Genomic DNA, 14,730 nt, shown 5'->3' with positions numbered 1-14,730 from the left:
GGCGAGCGGGCCCGCCGGATGAACTGGGCGGTATGCGAATTCCATTCCGGGTTGGACGGGTCGCCTCTGTCCTGGGCCTGGTGGCGGGCACACTGCTGAGCAGCAGCGTGCTGGCGCCACCGGCCCAGGCCGCGATCTCCTTCACCAAGAGCGTGGACAAGGCGACCGTCTCCCCGGGGGAGAACGTCACCTACACGCTGCGCTACACCTGCTCCATCACCGAGTGCACGGGCGGTCAGATCCTCGACACCCTGCCGTCGAACATGCAGTTCCTCGGCTGGACGCCGGACCCGTCCTCGGTCGACGTGGCCGCCTCCACGGTGCCCGCCGCGGGCGCGATGGGCGGCACGATGGACATCAAGCTGCAGAACCTGAGCCCGGGCACCACCGCCACCGTCACGGTGCTGATGAAGTACCCGAACTTCAGCACCCCGAACGGCACCACCTCGACCAACTCGGCCACCATGTCGGCCACCGGCGAGACCTCGCAGACCGCCACCGCGAACACCACGGCGCAGGTGCAGCCGCAGTACACGGTGACCAAGGGCGTCCAGACCTCCAGCAGTGACGGACGCACCGTCACCTACCAGTTCAGCCCCTGCGCCACCGACAACGTGCCCAACGTCGACCTGGACACCAGCCGGCTGCTGGACACCCTGCCGCCCGGCGCGGTGGTGGACACCAGCCGCTCGCCGGGCTGGACGCAGGTGCCGCCCGGCCCGAACACCTGGGGCTACGACATCGGCCCGTTCATCTCCGGCAACGGCCGCGGCGGCTGCCGCTCGCCCGGCGTGCTGGTGGTCAACTACCCGGAGGCCTCCTTCCCGAACGGGACCACCTCCCAGAACACCGTGGACCTGCTCGGCGCCCCGCTGGGCGAGGCCGAGCGGCAGCTCGACACCGCGAACGCCACCACCCCGACGTTCCAGCCCCCGGTGACCGGCGTGGTGGTCACCGCCAGCAAGACCTGGCGCGACACCACCACCAGCGGCGACCTCAACTCCTTCAGCCTCTCCGCCACCAACACCGCCGGCCCGGCCACCAGCCTGACCATCACCGACCCCGGAGCGGGCTCCACCGACGGCGTCTACAACTGGGTCTTCCCGCAGACGATCCAGCTGGAGCCGTGGAACCCGACCAGCATCCAGCTCACCCTGCAGTACCGCCTCAACGGCGACCCCACCTGGCACACCTTCACCCCGGGCACCCCGTTCAACGGCTCCACCGCCCGCGTCGTCACCTTCGCCGAAGGCGCCGGCAACCCCGCCGGCGACGTGCTCGGCATCCCCGCCGGACAGTGGCTGGACGGCCTCAGGCTCACCTGGAACGGCCCCATCCCCACCGGCTGGAGCCCCGGCAACGCCGTCCAACTGGTCACCCAGATCGCCACCCCCGGCCACGACGGCCGCCAAGCCCCCACCCCGCTCACCAACTGCGTGGACACCAGCGCCACCGACGGCACCAACACCTCCACCGCCAACGCCTGCGCCCAGACCACCATCACCCAGGCCACCAACCTCGGCGCCGCCAAGACCACCGTCGCCGGCGAACTCTCCACCCCCGGCGGCAAGGCCACCTTCCAAGTCATCCCGTACAACCGCAGCGCCCACGACCTCGACCGCCCGCTCGTCCTCTACGACCTGCTGCCCGCCGGCGTCGTCTACATCGACGGCTCCGCCCGGCCCGACCCCAACTACCCCGACGCCAAAGCCCCCTCCTCGATCACCGTGACCCCCGGCCCCGACGGCCGCCAGCTCGTCAAGATGGAATGGCCCGCCGGCGCCCCCGACTCCACCTACTACCACGACTCGCTGGCCTACCGGATGCTCTTCGACGTCCAGGTCGCCAACAGCGTCCGCGCCGGCGACCTCACCAACGACGTCTACGTCACCGTCGACCAGCCCACCCACCCCGTCGCCTGCATGTACTCCGGCTCCGACAGCGGCAGCACCCCCGACGTCCTCGACCTCAACGGCAACGGCGACACCACCGAACTGCTCTGCCACGCCTCCTCCCAGATCCGGGTGGACGCCCCGGCCGTGCTGCGCTCCTACAAGGAGGTCAAGGGCGACCTCGACGCCGACTACATGACCATCGGCACCGCCACCCCCGGCGGCCAGACGTCCTGGCGGATGACCGTCCGCAACGACTCCCCGGACCCGGTCACCGACTTCATCGCCTACGACAAGCTCCCCACCCCCGGCGACAACTACGTGCTCACCCAGGACGCCGCCCGCGGCAGCGCCTGGACCCCCTCGCTCACCCAGGCGATCACCGCCAGCGACCCGACCGTCGTCATCGAGTACAGCACCGACCCCAACCCCTGCGTCGAGGCCGTGATCGTCGACCGCACCGGCTGCAACAGCGCCGCGGTCTGGAGCACCACCTTCCCCGGCCCGGGCACGGCCACCTGGTTCCGCATCCACCGTCCCGGCGCCATGGCCCCCGGCGAGTCCTTCACCCTCACCTGGCCGATGACCGCCTCCTACGACGCCCCCGAGGGCGACTACGCCTGGAACAGCTTCGCCTACACCGCCACCGACAACGCCGGCCGCCAGCTGCTGCCGGCCGAGCCCGCCAAGGTCGGCGTCGCCGTCAAGCGCGTCACGCCCTCCAACAACGCGCTGGGCGACTTCGTCTGGCACGACAAGAACGACTCCGGCGTCCAGCAGGGCAACGACACCGGCGTCGCGGGCGTGACGGTCAACCTGCTGGACGGCAACGGCCAGCTCATCCGCGACAAGGACGGCAAGCCCGTCACCGCGGTCACCGACGCCAACGGCAAGTACCTGTTCGACAACCTGCCCGACGGCACCTACGAGGTCCAGTTCGACCTGTCGACGCTGCCGCCGGGCGCCAAGGTGTCCAAGCAGCGCCAGGGCACCGACCCGACCAAGCAGTCCTCCGCCGACCCGGACACCGGACGCACCCAGCCGGTGACGGTCTCCGGCGGCCAGCGCATCCTCGACCTCGACATGGGCGTCGTCGAGCCGCCCAGGAACAACAACGCGATCGGTGACTTCGTCTGGCTCGACCAGAACCAGTCGGGCATCCAGCAGGGCAACGACATCGGCGTCCAGGGCATCCGGGTCAACCTCCTGGACGGCAGCGGCAAGCCGGTGCTGGACGCCGACGGCAAGCCGATCACCACGGTCACCGACGCCAACGGCCGGTACCTGTTCGACGGCCTGCCGGACGGCAGCTACCAGGTCCAGTTCGACCTGGTGACGCTGCCGCCGGGCGCCTCGGTGTCCAAGCAGTCCCAGGGCACCGACCCCGCCAAGCAGTCCTCCGCCGACCCGGTCACCGGGATCACCCGGTCGGTGATGGTCTCCGGCGGCCAGCGCATCCTCGACCTCGACATGGGCATCGTCGAAGCGCCGAAGCCGGTCAACTCGATCGGTGACTTCGTCTGGCTGGACCGGAACGACTCCGGTATCCAGCAGGGCGACGACACCGGCGTGGCGGGGGTGAAGGTCAACCTCCTGGACGGCAGCGGCAAGCCGGTGCTGAACGCCGACGGCAAGCCGATCAGCACCGTCACCGACGCCGACGGCAAGTACCTGTTCGACAGCCTTCCGGACGGCAGCTACCAGGTGCAGTTCGACCTGTCGACCCTGCCGCCGGGCGCCAAGGTCTCCAAGCAGTCCCAGGGCACCGACCCCGCCAAGCAGTCCTCCGCCGACCCGGTCACCGGGATCACCCGGTCTGTCACCGTCACCGGCGGCCAGCACGTCCTCGACCTCGACATGGGCATCGTCGAGCCGCCGAAGAACAACAACGCGATCGGTGACTTCGTCTGGCTCGACCAGAACCAGTCGGGCATCCAGCAGGGCAACGACATCGGCGTCCAGGGCATCCAGGTCAACCTCCTGGACGGCAACGGCAAGCCCGTCCTCGACGCCAATGGCAAGCCGATCAGCACCGTCACCGACGCCGACGGCAAGTACCTGTTCGACAACCTCCCCGACGGCAGCTACCAGGTCCAGTTCGACCTGCTGACGCTGCCGCCGGGCGCCTCGGTGTCCAAGCAGTCCCAGGGCACCGACCCCGCCAAGCAGTCCTCCGCCGACCCGGTCACCGGGATCACCCGGTCCGTGACCGTCACCGGCGGCCAGCGCATCCTCGACCTCGACATGGGCATCGTCGAAGCGCCGAAGCCGGTCAACTCGATCGGTGACTTCGTCTGGCTCGACAAGAACGACTCCGGCATCCAGCAGGGCAATGACACCGGCGTGGCGGGGGTGAAGGTCAACCTCCTGGACGGCAGCGGAAAGCCGGTGCTGAACGCCGACGGCAAGCCGATCAGCACCGTCACCGACTCCACCGGCCGCTACCTGTTCGACAGCCTGCCGGACGGCACCTACCAGGTACAGTTCGACCTGTCGACCCTGCCCAAGGGCGCCAGGGTGTCCAAGCAGTCCCAGGGCACCGACCCGACCAAGCAGTCCTCCGCCGACCCGGTCACCGGGATCACCCGATCCGTGACCGTCACCGGCGGCCAGCACGTCCTCGACCTCGACATGGGCGTCACCCTCCAGAGCACTTCCCCCTCGCCCACCGCCTCCCCGTCCCCGACCGCGTCACCGAGCCCGACCGCGTCACCGAGTCCGACCAACTCCCCGGCACCGACGCCGTCCGGGACTCACTCCGGGCCCCCGTCGCACAGCCCGACCCACCACCCGACCGCGTCGCCGAGCGGCACCCTGCCGCACACCGGCGCCTCCTCCTCGAACACGCTCGTCTCCGTCCTGGGAGCCATCGCCGTCCTCGGCGGCGGCACCCTGTGCTTCGTCGCCTACCGCAGGCCGGGCCGCCACAGCTGACCCGACGATGAACAACTGAACAGCCGGCCACAGGTGGCGCCGCTCCCGCGGCGCCACCTGTCGCTTTGCCGAACGGCCCCGTCCGAAGCGCAGAGTGCATGCGTCGTCGACGAGTCCCCCGTCCGGAACCACCGGTCAACTCGACGCCGCCAGGAGATCCACGGCCTGCTCGAACCGCAGGAGGACACCCTCGGGACGGACACCGGCAGCGGGAGGCGCGAACCCCGCCTTCGTGGAGCGGGTGAAGGCGATTCGCTCGGACCGGCGAGGCATCGACGGGCCGCCGCCGACGGTGGCGACGGCGGTGGCGCCGAAGTTGCCGAGAGTGGAGTCGACCGCCCGGCACAGCATCGCCGGACCGGTCTCCCGTGCACCGAGGATCGTGAGCGAGGCACAGGTTCCGACTCCACAGCAACCGTGACGCTGTCGGCCCTGCACTCCGGCCGTGGGTCTCGTCACTGGCGGCTCCCAGGACACTCCGTCAATTCCCCACTTCCCGACTAACAACTTCGAGTGATCCCGGCCAGGTACCGGCGCGGCATCCGGACAGGTAACGCCCATGGCTCGGTAGAACATGTCCCGGGTCGGCATCTGCGGGCGAACTACGCTCCCTTCGGCCCATCAAGTCACCCTCTCCCAGAAAGATCTGATCGTCATGAGAATGGCCCGACGCATCGCTGCCGCCGGCGGCACCCTCTCCCTCGCCCTGGGCGGCCTCGTCGCCGCAGCCCCCGCCGCGAGCGCGACCGTGCAGGGGTGCACCAGCCACGTGACGAACAAGGAACCGAACGCCACCAAAGAACTCGTGGAGGACGCCTGCAAGACCGCCGCGGGCGGCGGCGAGGCGGCGTTCAAGGACTGCTACCACCTCATGAGGGACGACTACATCCCCGCCGTCACCGCGGCGGACGCCTGCCGCAAGGCCCCGAAGTAACGCAAACGCCCCTGCGCCCGGTGCGGAAGCCCGTACCGGGCCCAAGCACGACGGACAGACGCCTCTGCCTTGCGGCAGGGGTCCGCAAGGAGCCCCCTGAAGTCCGGAAGGTCGGGCGGGGACCAGATACTCGCCGAGCAGTTCACCACAGTGCTGGACTTCCGGCGAACCGAGTGCGACCAGAGATGGTGCCACTTCCGAGAACAGTACGAGGCGATCCAGGGAACCGTTGGCAAAAGGCCAGCCGAGAAGCCTGCACGCCCGCAGGCGAGCCTGATCCGAGCCTACGGAGGCGTCCGGGAGGTACCCGTTGGCCGCGGCCCCGAGGACCTGCCACGACGGGCGGGCACGATCCGCGACAGCCGGGCCCCGGGCAGATCTCCCTGGCGCCTCACGGACAATGGCAAGCAGTTCACCGGCCGCTTCACCAAGCCGTTTCCCGCAGAGGTGCTCTTCGAGCGGATCTGCCGCGAGAACGGCGTGACCGCCCGCCTCACCAAGCCCCGATCGCCCACCACCACAGGGAAGATCGAGCGGTTCCGCAGGAGTCTGCGACGCGAACTCCTTGACCAGGTCGGCCAGTTCGCCGACCAGGTGTCCGCGTACTCGTTGAAGTGCCCAGCCAGGTACAGATGAACGGGCTCTGTCGCTGATCTTGTGACGCTATGGCTCGGTCCCCGCCGGTCTGCCAATCAGCCCTTCTGGCCACGTGAGATCATCGCCGACATGTCCGAAGCCAAGCGCAGGGAACAGGCCATTGCGGCCGTCGAGTCGCACGTCCGCAACTTCTTCGCCGGTCATGAGATCCAGGCCCATGACTACGATCTGGGACCTGGTCACGGGCTGGCCCTTCCTGGCCTCCGCATAATCGCGGCCAGCCCGGGTCCACGCGGCAAATGCTGGACATACCTCACCGCCGGCTGCTGGTCCGCAGTAGAGAAGCACGGGCACGGACTGGAGTTTGCCCTGACCGCTCCAGCCGGCGACGAGAGCTTCGTCGACCTTCTCGCGAAGATCGCGTACTACCACGCTGGACACTATCTCGACCTTGAGCACAGCATGCCCATCGGCGAGCCGTGGATCCCCGGGTCCTCCTGCGACCACCTGCTCGTCAGCCTGCCCTACCTCCATGGGCCAGACCTCGAACGCTGCCCTCTGCCGGAAGGCCATGCGCGCATCCTCTGGACTCTCCCAGTGACGGCGGCCGAGATCGCGTTCCGCCGCGAACACGGCCACGAAGCACTTGAGCAACTCTTCGACGAACACGAGATCGACCCCGTGGATCCCAAACGGACTTCTGTAGTCTGACCCGCCTCCCACTCGTCCCTTCGGGGTGACCGGACCTAACTCGGAAGCACTCGAGCTTCGCCGACAACGGACGGCCAGGTCAGTTCCTCAGAAGGATGCGGGTGCGGAGGAGATCGAGCCCGGCCCGGCCGTAACCGGCCCGCTTGAGGAGCTTGACCCTGGTCACCTGGCCTTCGACCTGGCCGGAGCTCCATGTGCTCGACAGCCCGGCAACGACGGCGTCCCAGTCGTGGAGGAGGCCGTCGGCGAACTGCCGCATGGCGGGCAGATCGTGCCGTCTGACCTGCTCGATCCATCCTTCAAGGTCTTCGCCACGGTGCTTGTGCATGAGCGCGGCAAAGGCTCGGACGTGCCCAACGGCGGCATCGAGTTCGGGGCAGGCCGCCTGGACCTCCTTCAGGCCGATGGCCTCGTCGGGGCGAAGGTACTCGGGACGGGTCATGATCCAACGCAGGGCTCTCCTGGGTTTCGGTGATGCCGGGGGCAGTAGCGCTGTGACAATGCCCTGCTTCAGCAGACGGACATAGGAGTTGACCACGCTCCTGTCTCCGGGGAAGCCCTGAGCCCGTACCTCCCGGTGGAGCTGGCTGGCGTTGCGGCATCCCTGGGTGAGGCGCCGGTAGATGTAGGGCTTGTAGTCGTCCAGCAGGGTCCGGCGCTGGGTGACCTTCACCAGCAGCTCGTCGGCGTCCGCGGTCCGGGCGTATCGGCGGACGGTGTAGTAGTCCAGGTCCAGGTCACGGCTGATCCCGCGAAGGGACCGGCCCTGGGCGAGGAGTTCCTGGACCGCGCGGTGGCGTTCGCGGATGGTGGCGACAATCCGGCGGGGCCGGCCGCGGACATCGAGCATGCCGTCCGGTTCCGTTGGCGGCTGCGGCTCTCCGGGCTGGTGTGCGGCCTGGTGAGCGGCACGGCGGCAGCCGTAGTGACCCGTGACGGTCTTCTCCACGGCCTTGGCGAGGTTGTTCCACAGGTGCCAGGCGTCGGCGACCTGGACGGCCTGAGGAGCGGCCGTTCTGGCGGCTTCCGCGTAGGCGGAGGCACGGTCCCGGCAGATGATCTGCACCTCGGGGTGGTCGGCCAGCCAGCGGGCCACCGGTGCAGCCTCTCGGCCGGGTAGCACGTCGATCGGTCGGCGGGCCTCAAGGTCGACCAGCAGCGTGGCATAGGTGTGGCCCTTGAGCAGGGCGAAGTCGTCGATGCCCAGGACCCGGACAGGCCCCGGGCCCGTCAGCTCGGTGGTCCGCAGCAGCCGCAGCAGGGTGTCCTTCGCCGCGGTCATGCCCAACCTTCGGGCGAGCCGGGCACCGGGCCGTCCGGCCAGCGCCTGAGCGACCCGGCCGAGCAGGTCCCGCAGGACGGGCGTGTGCCGGGCGTGCGGCCGGGTCAGTCCCGGAATCTGCTCGGCGAAGGTGACCGCCGGGCACTCGGTCGTCAGGCACTTGAACCGCCGTATCAGCACCACGATCACCACTGGCAGCCCGCCCAACGGCGCGTCTGCGAGCCGCCGTTCGTACCGGCCGTGTATTCGACCCGACAGCCTTCCGCACCGCGGACACCGCGCCGAACACGTACGAGAGCGGGTACGCAGCACAACCACGCCCGCATTCCGGTGCACCGACTCGACCAGCACATCCGCCAGATGCGGCAAAACCTCGCGCAAACCCCCTGAACCGCACACCCATCCGAAACGACCGAACAGCTCCAGCGTCACAAGATCAGCGACAGAGCCCGTTCACTCGTACGTGGCTGAGCACATCCATGCGTACGCCGACAACGCCTACCGGAATCGGTCTCAGCTTCCGTCAGATTCCCGATCACCAACAGGAATCGGTCGAGCTGCTCTGGCGGCAGTTCCTTGAGTGCCGAGGCGGCGCTCTCCAGCGCCCTCACCGCAGAGTCGGCATCCACCTCGTCCTCATCACAGCTGTCGAGGAACCAGAGGTTGTCAATGAGAAGTCCGGCGAGGGCAGGAACCAGCGGGTCGATGTCGGTCACCCGGAGAATCTAGCCTGAGCCGAGTCGTGCGTTCATCGCACCGGCCGCGCCTCGGTGCGGCCCTCCCTCCACCACTGGTGCCACCGGTAGGTCGGCTTCGGGCTCACCCCCAACCGTCGCGCGACCTCCGGCGGCTTGACCTGCTGCTCGAACAGCTCGGCTTCCTGGCCCCGTATAACCTCCCGGCGCTCACACCACCGGATACAGCCATCGCTCCAGACCCATCAGGGACCTCGCGAAGGTTTACCCTGACGAGCCGAAGTCAGTACCCGGTGTTGTTGACGTAGGATTTCTGAACGCCTGGGCGGTCGTGTTCGGAGCGTGTCGTAGCTCGGGCGCCCGCGGTCAACTTCGGTCATCGCCCCCGGCGCCCCGTCAACAGTCTCTACGATCGCCGAGTGACAATCTGGAACGGCGACCGGGCGAACCTGCGACGCTTTGAGCTTCCTCAGGACGTCGACCTCGTCGTCTGCTACCCTGGTCCGGTTGACTACCAGCACTTCACCATCTGGGCCCCGCGCGACGACGGTTACGACCGGACAGTGACGATCCCACGGAACAACCGGCTCACCCCGGGCGCCGACAACCTCCTCGCCGCCCCCGGCCTGAGCTACTGGAAGCCTCGCTGCCTCTTCTCCGTTGCCCGATGCGCTGGCCCGCAGGACGGCCCCGGCCCGGCGTGGACGCATCGAGGCACCGAGCCGATCCGCACCGCCGCAGGGCGCGCCCTCTTCGTGGAGACGCCCACCCACGGCCCGATCATCGAGTTCCCTGCGCTCGAGCCCGGCACCTGGATGTGCGGCTTGTGGACCGCCCAGACGACAGAGCCGGACGGCGCAGAGCTTGACCTCTACGACATCCGGCTCTGGCCAGCGGGGCCGGGCTAGTCGGCGATATCCACGAAGAACGCGTCCTTGTCGAGGATCCGCTCATCCGCATACCAGGCTGACAGAGTCCCGCCGGCGCTCAGGTTGTCCGTCTTGTTCACCGGCATGACCGAGTAGTTGGTGTCGCCCTTGGCCGCACCCTCCCAGGTCGACGCGAACGGGTACTCGTCGCACTGGAGATCATCGGCCAGCTGCCCGTAGTACTGCGCGCACATCGCCGTCACGATCGACCGGTTCTGGTTGTACCGGTCCTGCTGCACGGTCCCGGCACCGGGAGCCAGGCGGGTCAGCGGGATCGCCGAGTGGATGCTGCCCGGGATCACCTTGTCCCCGTCCGTCTTCAACGGCCGCGTCCACACCCAGCTCTCCTGGGCCCACAGGATGTGCCGCGCCACCGTCCCCGCACTGCCCGAGATCACGTACCGGTCCATCACGTTGACGTGGCCTGTGAACACCGACCCCGCGTTCCGGTTCAGGTACGGCGCCTGGTCGAGCCGGACGTTCACGTTGGTGATCGGCCCCCACACCGGAATGTCCGAGTGCGCCTGCACCTGCAGGTTGCAGCGCGACGTCTTCTCCACGTCCGTCAGCCCGTCCGAGTTGTCGTACGCCGTGACGCTCATCGTCTCGCCGGCCTGCCGCTGCAAGCTGGAGACCGGGCTGAGACCGTTCTCCTGGATCAGGCATGCCGGGTTGCCGTTCCCGGTGCTGGTCCACCCGACGACAAGGGTCGACGGCGGCGTGATGCCCTCGAACTCCCAGTTGTCGAATCCGACCTGCGCGGTCACCGTACGGCTACCCGACCGCTTCGCCTGCCCGGCGATCGTGCACCTGTACTTCGTCAGCCCGGCCACCGCGCCGTCGATGATCGTGTAGAACCCGCAGGTGGCGACGAAGCACCAGCCGAACCGCGTGGTGGTCGCGTTGGCCGGGCCGTTCGGGAACAGGGTGCGGCAGTCGGCTAGGGTCGGTGCGTCGATCGCGGCCGCCAAGGCCGGAGAGGACGAGGCCGCCGGAGAGGCGGCGGCCATGTTCGGCTTCGCTGCGGCGGCCAGCGCGCTGGCCGCCTCTTCCCGTGTGCCCACGTGCGTGCCGATCGGCAGCGGGTGCGCGGCGTCCGCCATCTGGACGGTGTAGGTGTCCTTGGCTGGCGTGGCCTGGACGGCTTGGGCGCTGGTCAGAAGCAGTGCGATCGAGGCGATCACGCCGGTGAGGAGTCGAAGCGTTCCGGATCTGGGCAGGAGCATGCGCATGCGGGCGCCTCCGAGAAGCGGTTGAGGAGCAGCCGACGAAGCGTCGGGCACAATCGACATTATCGAACAGCTCAGCGAATTGGCGGCGTTCGTAGAGGCTCGTCAGGTAGCGGGGGCCGGAGCAGATCGCTCCGCCCCATGGCGGTTTGGTCAATGGCCATTACGCCGCGACGAACCGCCCGGGAAGGGCGTCCTCAGCCTTGGGACATCCGTGGTAGATCGGGACGCGCTGGCTGCGGTGGAGAGGTCGGCGCCCGGGTAGCGGACGTAGGTGACGTGGTCGGCCGGGCGTTGGAGGGCCACGCGAACTTGCCGGGGGTGGCCCGGGAAAGACAGCGCGGCACTCGGTCATTGCCCCAGCCGAGGCCCGAGCGGCCCTGTGTGTGTGGAGTCCGTGTGGCCCCGCCAACGCGCCACACACCACCTGGACACTGACTTCGCCCTCGCCCTGAGCCGGCACGGGGCCATCGCCGACGACGGGCTCTCCGGCGGGCTCGGCGAAGAGGGTGCGCGCCCGGTCGGCAGGCCCCTCCGGTTCGATGGCGAGGGCGCGCGCTCGCCTGGTTTACACCGGCTGGCCTCAGCACCGGCCGCCCTGCCCGCGCGCCGTACGAGGGACTGTATGGCCTCGGCGAGCGTGCGAGCCTGGCGGAGCCGCTCACCGTCTACTCCCGGATCATACGACCCTCCCCGGGGCCGCCTGGCCTAAAGAAGTCCCGGCCGGGGACCTGATCCGTTCCGCCTCTGATCCCACGAACTCCCCAAATCGCTCTCTACCGCTGTGCGTTAGACCGTGCTCTCATGAGGGGTCAGCAGAGATTCGACTCCTGGTGGGGGTGGTCTGTGTATGGACCGTCGCGAAGGCGTGTTCAAATCGGACATCAATCCAGGCGCGCTGATGCGGGCAGGCAGACGGCGGCCGGCTCTCCCGCACCGCTGACTTCGGACGTCTCGACGGTCCCTCATTGAGGGCCCCAGGACCGACCACCGACCCGGGTAGGCCTTTCCGACGGCGCGTGTGAGCGTCGTCGCGATTCCGTCCAGGGTCGGCGGGCCACGTCCATGACACAGTGTGGACGTAAATCAGTCTGGACTGAATTCAGTCCGACCGCTACGATCGGCACCATGGACATCAACGTCGAGATCGACAACTACCTGGGCGAGAAGCGGGCGATCGTGGCCGCCATGGTGCGCGAGCACCGCCAGGGCACCCCCGCCATGGAGATCAGCCGACACATCGCCCGCGCGGGCACGCCGTTCGGCAGGGACGTCGTCAAGGAGTTCCTGGCCTCCGTCGACCGCCACGACCGCGCGAAGAAGGCCTTGGAGCGGGCCGGCCTGCTCGGCCCTGTCTGCGTGGGGATGCCCCCCGTTCGACAAGCCCCGGACCGCAACCCTCTCCCTCGCCATGGACCCGTTGGAGATCCCGGACCTAGCCGGCCTGCCCGTCCGGGTCCGCGAGGTCCTGCGCGACATCCACATCGTGCTCCGCCTCGAGCCGAAGGATGACCGCAACGCCGTTCTCACGGCCAAGCTCACCGACAGCCTCCTCCTCGACGGCGAGGTATTCCACCTGGTTGCGCTGAAGCCGGCCGACTGATCCGCCGGAACCGTGGCCCTCGACCCCGGACCTGACCGCACTGCCGCGCAGCTTGACGGATGCCCACGGACCACCCATACGATCACCCAGGAGTCACCGCATGAAGCCGCCCGCAGTCCGCAAAACCAGCACCGACGAAGTGCACCGCCTTCTCACAGCCCTCGGCCTGCCGGTCTACGAGCCCGAGGACCGTCCCGCGAACAGGACTGCTACCAGCGGATTCGTCGCCAAGGCCTGGGGAGGCCAGACGGGCGGGCGCACCGTGAAGGCCGCCATGACGGTGGAGGTCGGCTACCGATTCGCGAGCGGGCTCAACCTGACCGGCGGTGAGCTGAGGGAAGGAGCCCACCCCGCCGTCCGCCAGCAATTCGCACGGATCGCCGCCGAGGCGGACCAGCACGGCTACACCGCCGACTGGAACCCGAACACCGCCCAGATCACGATCTGCCGGGCAGTGCGTCCCTCGACTGCGCCGGCGAATCGGCCCGCGACCCCGAAGACCGTGACCGCGGAGGGCGCCCCGTACGACCAGCGCCCGGGCACCACCTCTTTCCACGCACGGGCCCATGAGCATGCCGCCGCCGCCCTGCGGGCCGCAGCCGTCCGGATGGCACAGCCCGACCCACACCCCACCTTCGTCGTCGTGCGCTGCGGCATCCCCATCCAGGCGGCCGGCACCCTGCCCCGAGCGCAGGAGGCGGCGATCACCGCCGACACCGAATTCCTCCCTGCCGACCGTCCGCGCGAGCACCGCTGGGTCACCGAGGAGGAGAACACCTTCACGCTCAAGACCCGGGGCCCCGGTAGCGCCCGGTGGACCAAGAGCGGCTATACCGTCGTCGCCGTACCGACCCCCGCGTCCTTCGACCCGGCCCCCGCGCTGGAGGCCACCGAGCTCCTCCTCGCGTTCGTGGACCGCAGCGCCCGACAGGAGGTGCACGTCACCGCAGCCGGGCTGCACTCCACGCTGGGCCTAGCTCTTCGCACCGCCGCCCAGGCGCACGGGGCGGCCGCCGTCGCGCTCACCGCCGGCCGGCCGGATCTGGCACTTGACCCCTTCGCCGACCTGATCGAGACCGCCCAGCGCTGGAAGCAGCTTCCCGACTACCCCGGCAACGCCGTCGACGTCCTCCGTTCCATCCTCGTGCACGCCACCGAGGCCGCCGAACGGTCCGTGGAGCGCCTGTGACACCTCTGACTGGCGGCGGCACGGCCGAGCAGAACCTGCTGGCCTTCCTGCAGGCCCAGGTGGAAGTGGAGCGTCTGGCCGGCCGGGACGCCACCGTCGGGTGGACGTACCGCCTCCATGTACGAACTCGTCCTCGCCCGTGGAACGTGGTTCGCCCCCAACCTCTCTGACCGCCCGATCCGGCCCATGCCCGAGCGCCGATGCTTCGTCAACGCCGCCACCCTCGAACGCACCCACCCCGGTCCTCCTGTACCTCGCTGCGCCGTCTTACGCGGCCGCGGCGTGCATCTCGGTGATCGCGGAGTAAAGCCAGGCTGGCAGCAACCGCAGTGTGTCTGATTTTGTCGGGTCATATGAGGGTCTGGCCCAGGTTGTGTGGCCCCAGGGCCTGGACGTTCCGGTGGGCACCTCGCAGTGTCTGCTTGTCCGTCAGCAGTGTGAACCACCGCTCGACTCGGTTGAGTCAGGAGGAGCTCGCGGGGTGAAGCGCACATGGGAGCGGTGGTGTGCGATCGGCCGTAGCTGGATGGCGGCGGTCCTGTGCGTCGATGCATCGCGCCGGTCAGGTGCACGTACAGGCCGGCGGGTGCCTCCTTGCCGATGCGGGCGAGGAATCCCTTGAACTCCACGGTACGGTGCTGGCGGTGGTTCGCCCGCGGCCCCGGGAAGTGAGCGCCATGTGTGGCATTGGAACGATCTGCAAGCGGTGCGGTTGCCGGAACGGTCCTGCTCACG

General features: G+C 68.9%; 11 protein-coding genes and 1 pseudogene. 7 read left to right on the top strand and 5 right to left on the bottom strand.

What is annotated here, in order from left to right:
- Window positions 1-80 precede the first annotated feature (80 nt).
- From ACFVU7_RS36890 to ACFVU7_RS36875, 4 genes and pseudogenes are all read left to right on the top strand, one after another.
- Window positions 81-4,826: an SdrD B-like domain-containing protein gene (locus ACFVU7_RS36890; protein ID WP_388049986.1), complete on the top strand. Its 4,746-nt coding sequence runs from the start codon at window positions 81-83 to the stop codon at window positions 4,824-4,826.
- A 661-nt stretch (window positions 4,827-5,487) separates the two neighbouring features.
- A complete protein-coding gene (locus tag ACFVU7_RS36885; RefSeq protein ID WP_388049983.1) occupies window positions 5,488-5,760 on the top strand; it encodes a hypothetical protein in 273 nt (90 codons plus the stop codon).
- A gap of 390 nt (window positions 5,761-6,150) precedes the next feature.
- Window positions 6,151-6,348: pseudogene (locus ACFVU7_RS36880) on the top strand (integrase core domain-containing protein); the annotation flags it as partial.
- 138 nt (window positions 6,349-6,486) lie between these two features.
- On the top strand, window positions 6,487-7,068 hold the full coding sequence (locus tag ACFVU7_RS36875) for a suppressor of fused domain protein (protein WP_388049980.1): 582 nt from the start codon (window positions 6,487-6,489) through the stop codon (window positions 7,066-7,068).
- Between the two features lie 79 nt (window positions 7,069-7,147).
- Here ACFVU7_RS36875 and ACFVU7_RS36870 read toward each other — a convergent pair whose 3' ends face one another.
- Genes ACFVU7_RS36870 through ACFVU7_RS36860 form a run of 3 tightly spaced genes read right to left on the bottom strand, consistent with a single transcriptional unit; the run spans window position 7,148 to window position 9,242 of the window.
- Window positions 7,148-8,782 (bottom strand): ISL3 family transposase, encoded by a 1,635-nt coding sequence (locus ACFVU7_RS36870; RefSeq protein ID WP_388049978.1) that lies wholly within the window; start codon window positions 8,780-8,782, stop codon window positions 7,148-7,150.
- Window positions 8,779-9,066, bottom strand: coding sequence for a hypothetical protein (locus ACFVU7_RS36865; protein ID WP_388049975.1), 288 nt, complete (start codon window positions 9,064-9,066; stop codon window positions 8,779-8,781). Before ACFVU7_RS36865 ends, ACFVU7_RS36870 begins: the two co-directional genes overlap by 4 nt.
- 32 nt (window positions 9,067-9,098) lie before the next feature.
- Window positions 9,099-9,242 (bottom strand): helix-turn-helix domain-containing protein, encoded by a 144-nt coding sequence (locus tag ACFVU7_RS36860; RefSeq protein WP_388050066.1) that lies wholly within the window; start codon window positions 9,240-9,242, stop codon window positions 9,099-9,101.
- A 222-nt stretch (window positions 9,243-9,464) separates the two neighbouring features.
- On the opposite strand from ACFVU7_RS36860, the gene ACFVU7_RS36855 reads away from it, so the two are divergent.
- Window positions 9,465-9,953 carry a hypothetical protein gene (locus ACFVU7_RS36855; protein WP_388049972.1) on the top strand — a complete coding sequence of 163 codons (489 nt, stop codon included), beginning with the start codon at window positions 9,465-9,467 and terminating at the stop codon, window positions 9,951-9,953.
- Here the strand turns inward: ACFVU7_RS36855 and ACFVU7_RS36850 are convergent.
- Entirely contained in the window at window positions 9,950-11,206 is a 1,257-nt protein-coding gene (locus tag ACFVU7_RS36850) for a NucA/NucB deoxyribonuclease domain-containing protein (protein ID WP_388049969.1), read from the bottom strand. The genes ACFVU7_RS36855 and ACFVU7_RS36850 overlap by 4 nt on opposite strands.
- Window positions 11,207-12,357: 1,151 nt before the next feature.
- Entirely contained in the window at window positions 12,358-12,483 is a 126-nt protein-coding gene (locus ACFVU7_RS36845; protein WP_388049966.1) for a hypothetical protein, read from the bottom strand.
- 131 nt (window positions 12,484-12,614) lie between these two features.
- Here ACFVU7_RS36845 and ACFVU7_RS36840 point away from each other — a divergent pair, with 131 nt between their 5' ends.
- On the top strand, window positions 12,615-12,806 hold the full coding sequence (locus ACFVU7_RS36840) for a hypothetical protein (RefSeq protein WP_388049963.1): 192 nt from the start codon (window positions 12,615-12,617) through the stop codon (window positions 12,804-12,806).
- A 100-nt stretch (window positions 12,807-12,906) separates the two neighbouring features.
- Window positions 12,907-13,995 carry a hypothetical protein gene (locus ACFVU7_RS36835; protein ID WP_388049960.1) on the top strand — a complete coding sequence of 363 codons (1,089 nt, stop codon included), beginning with the start codon at window positions 12,907-12,909 and terminating at the stop codon, window positions 13,993-13,995.
- The last annotated feature ends 735 nt before the right edge of the window (window positions 13,996-14,730 follow it).

This window comes from Kitasatospora sp. NPDC058046 (genome assembly GCF_042885595.1).
GTDB lineage: Bacteria > Actinomycetota > Actinomycetes > Streptomycetales > Streptomycetaceae > Kitasatospora.
The sequence above is the reverse complement of the archived record's forward strand: the minus strand, read 5'-3'. Positions and strand labels throughout refer to the sequence as shown.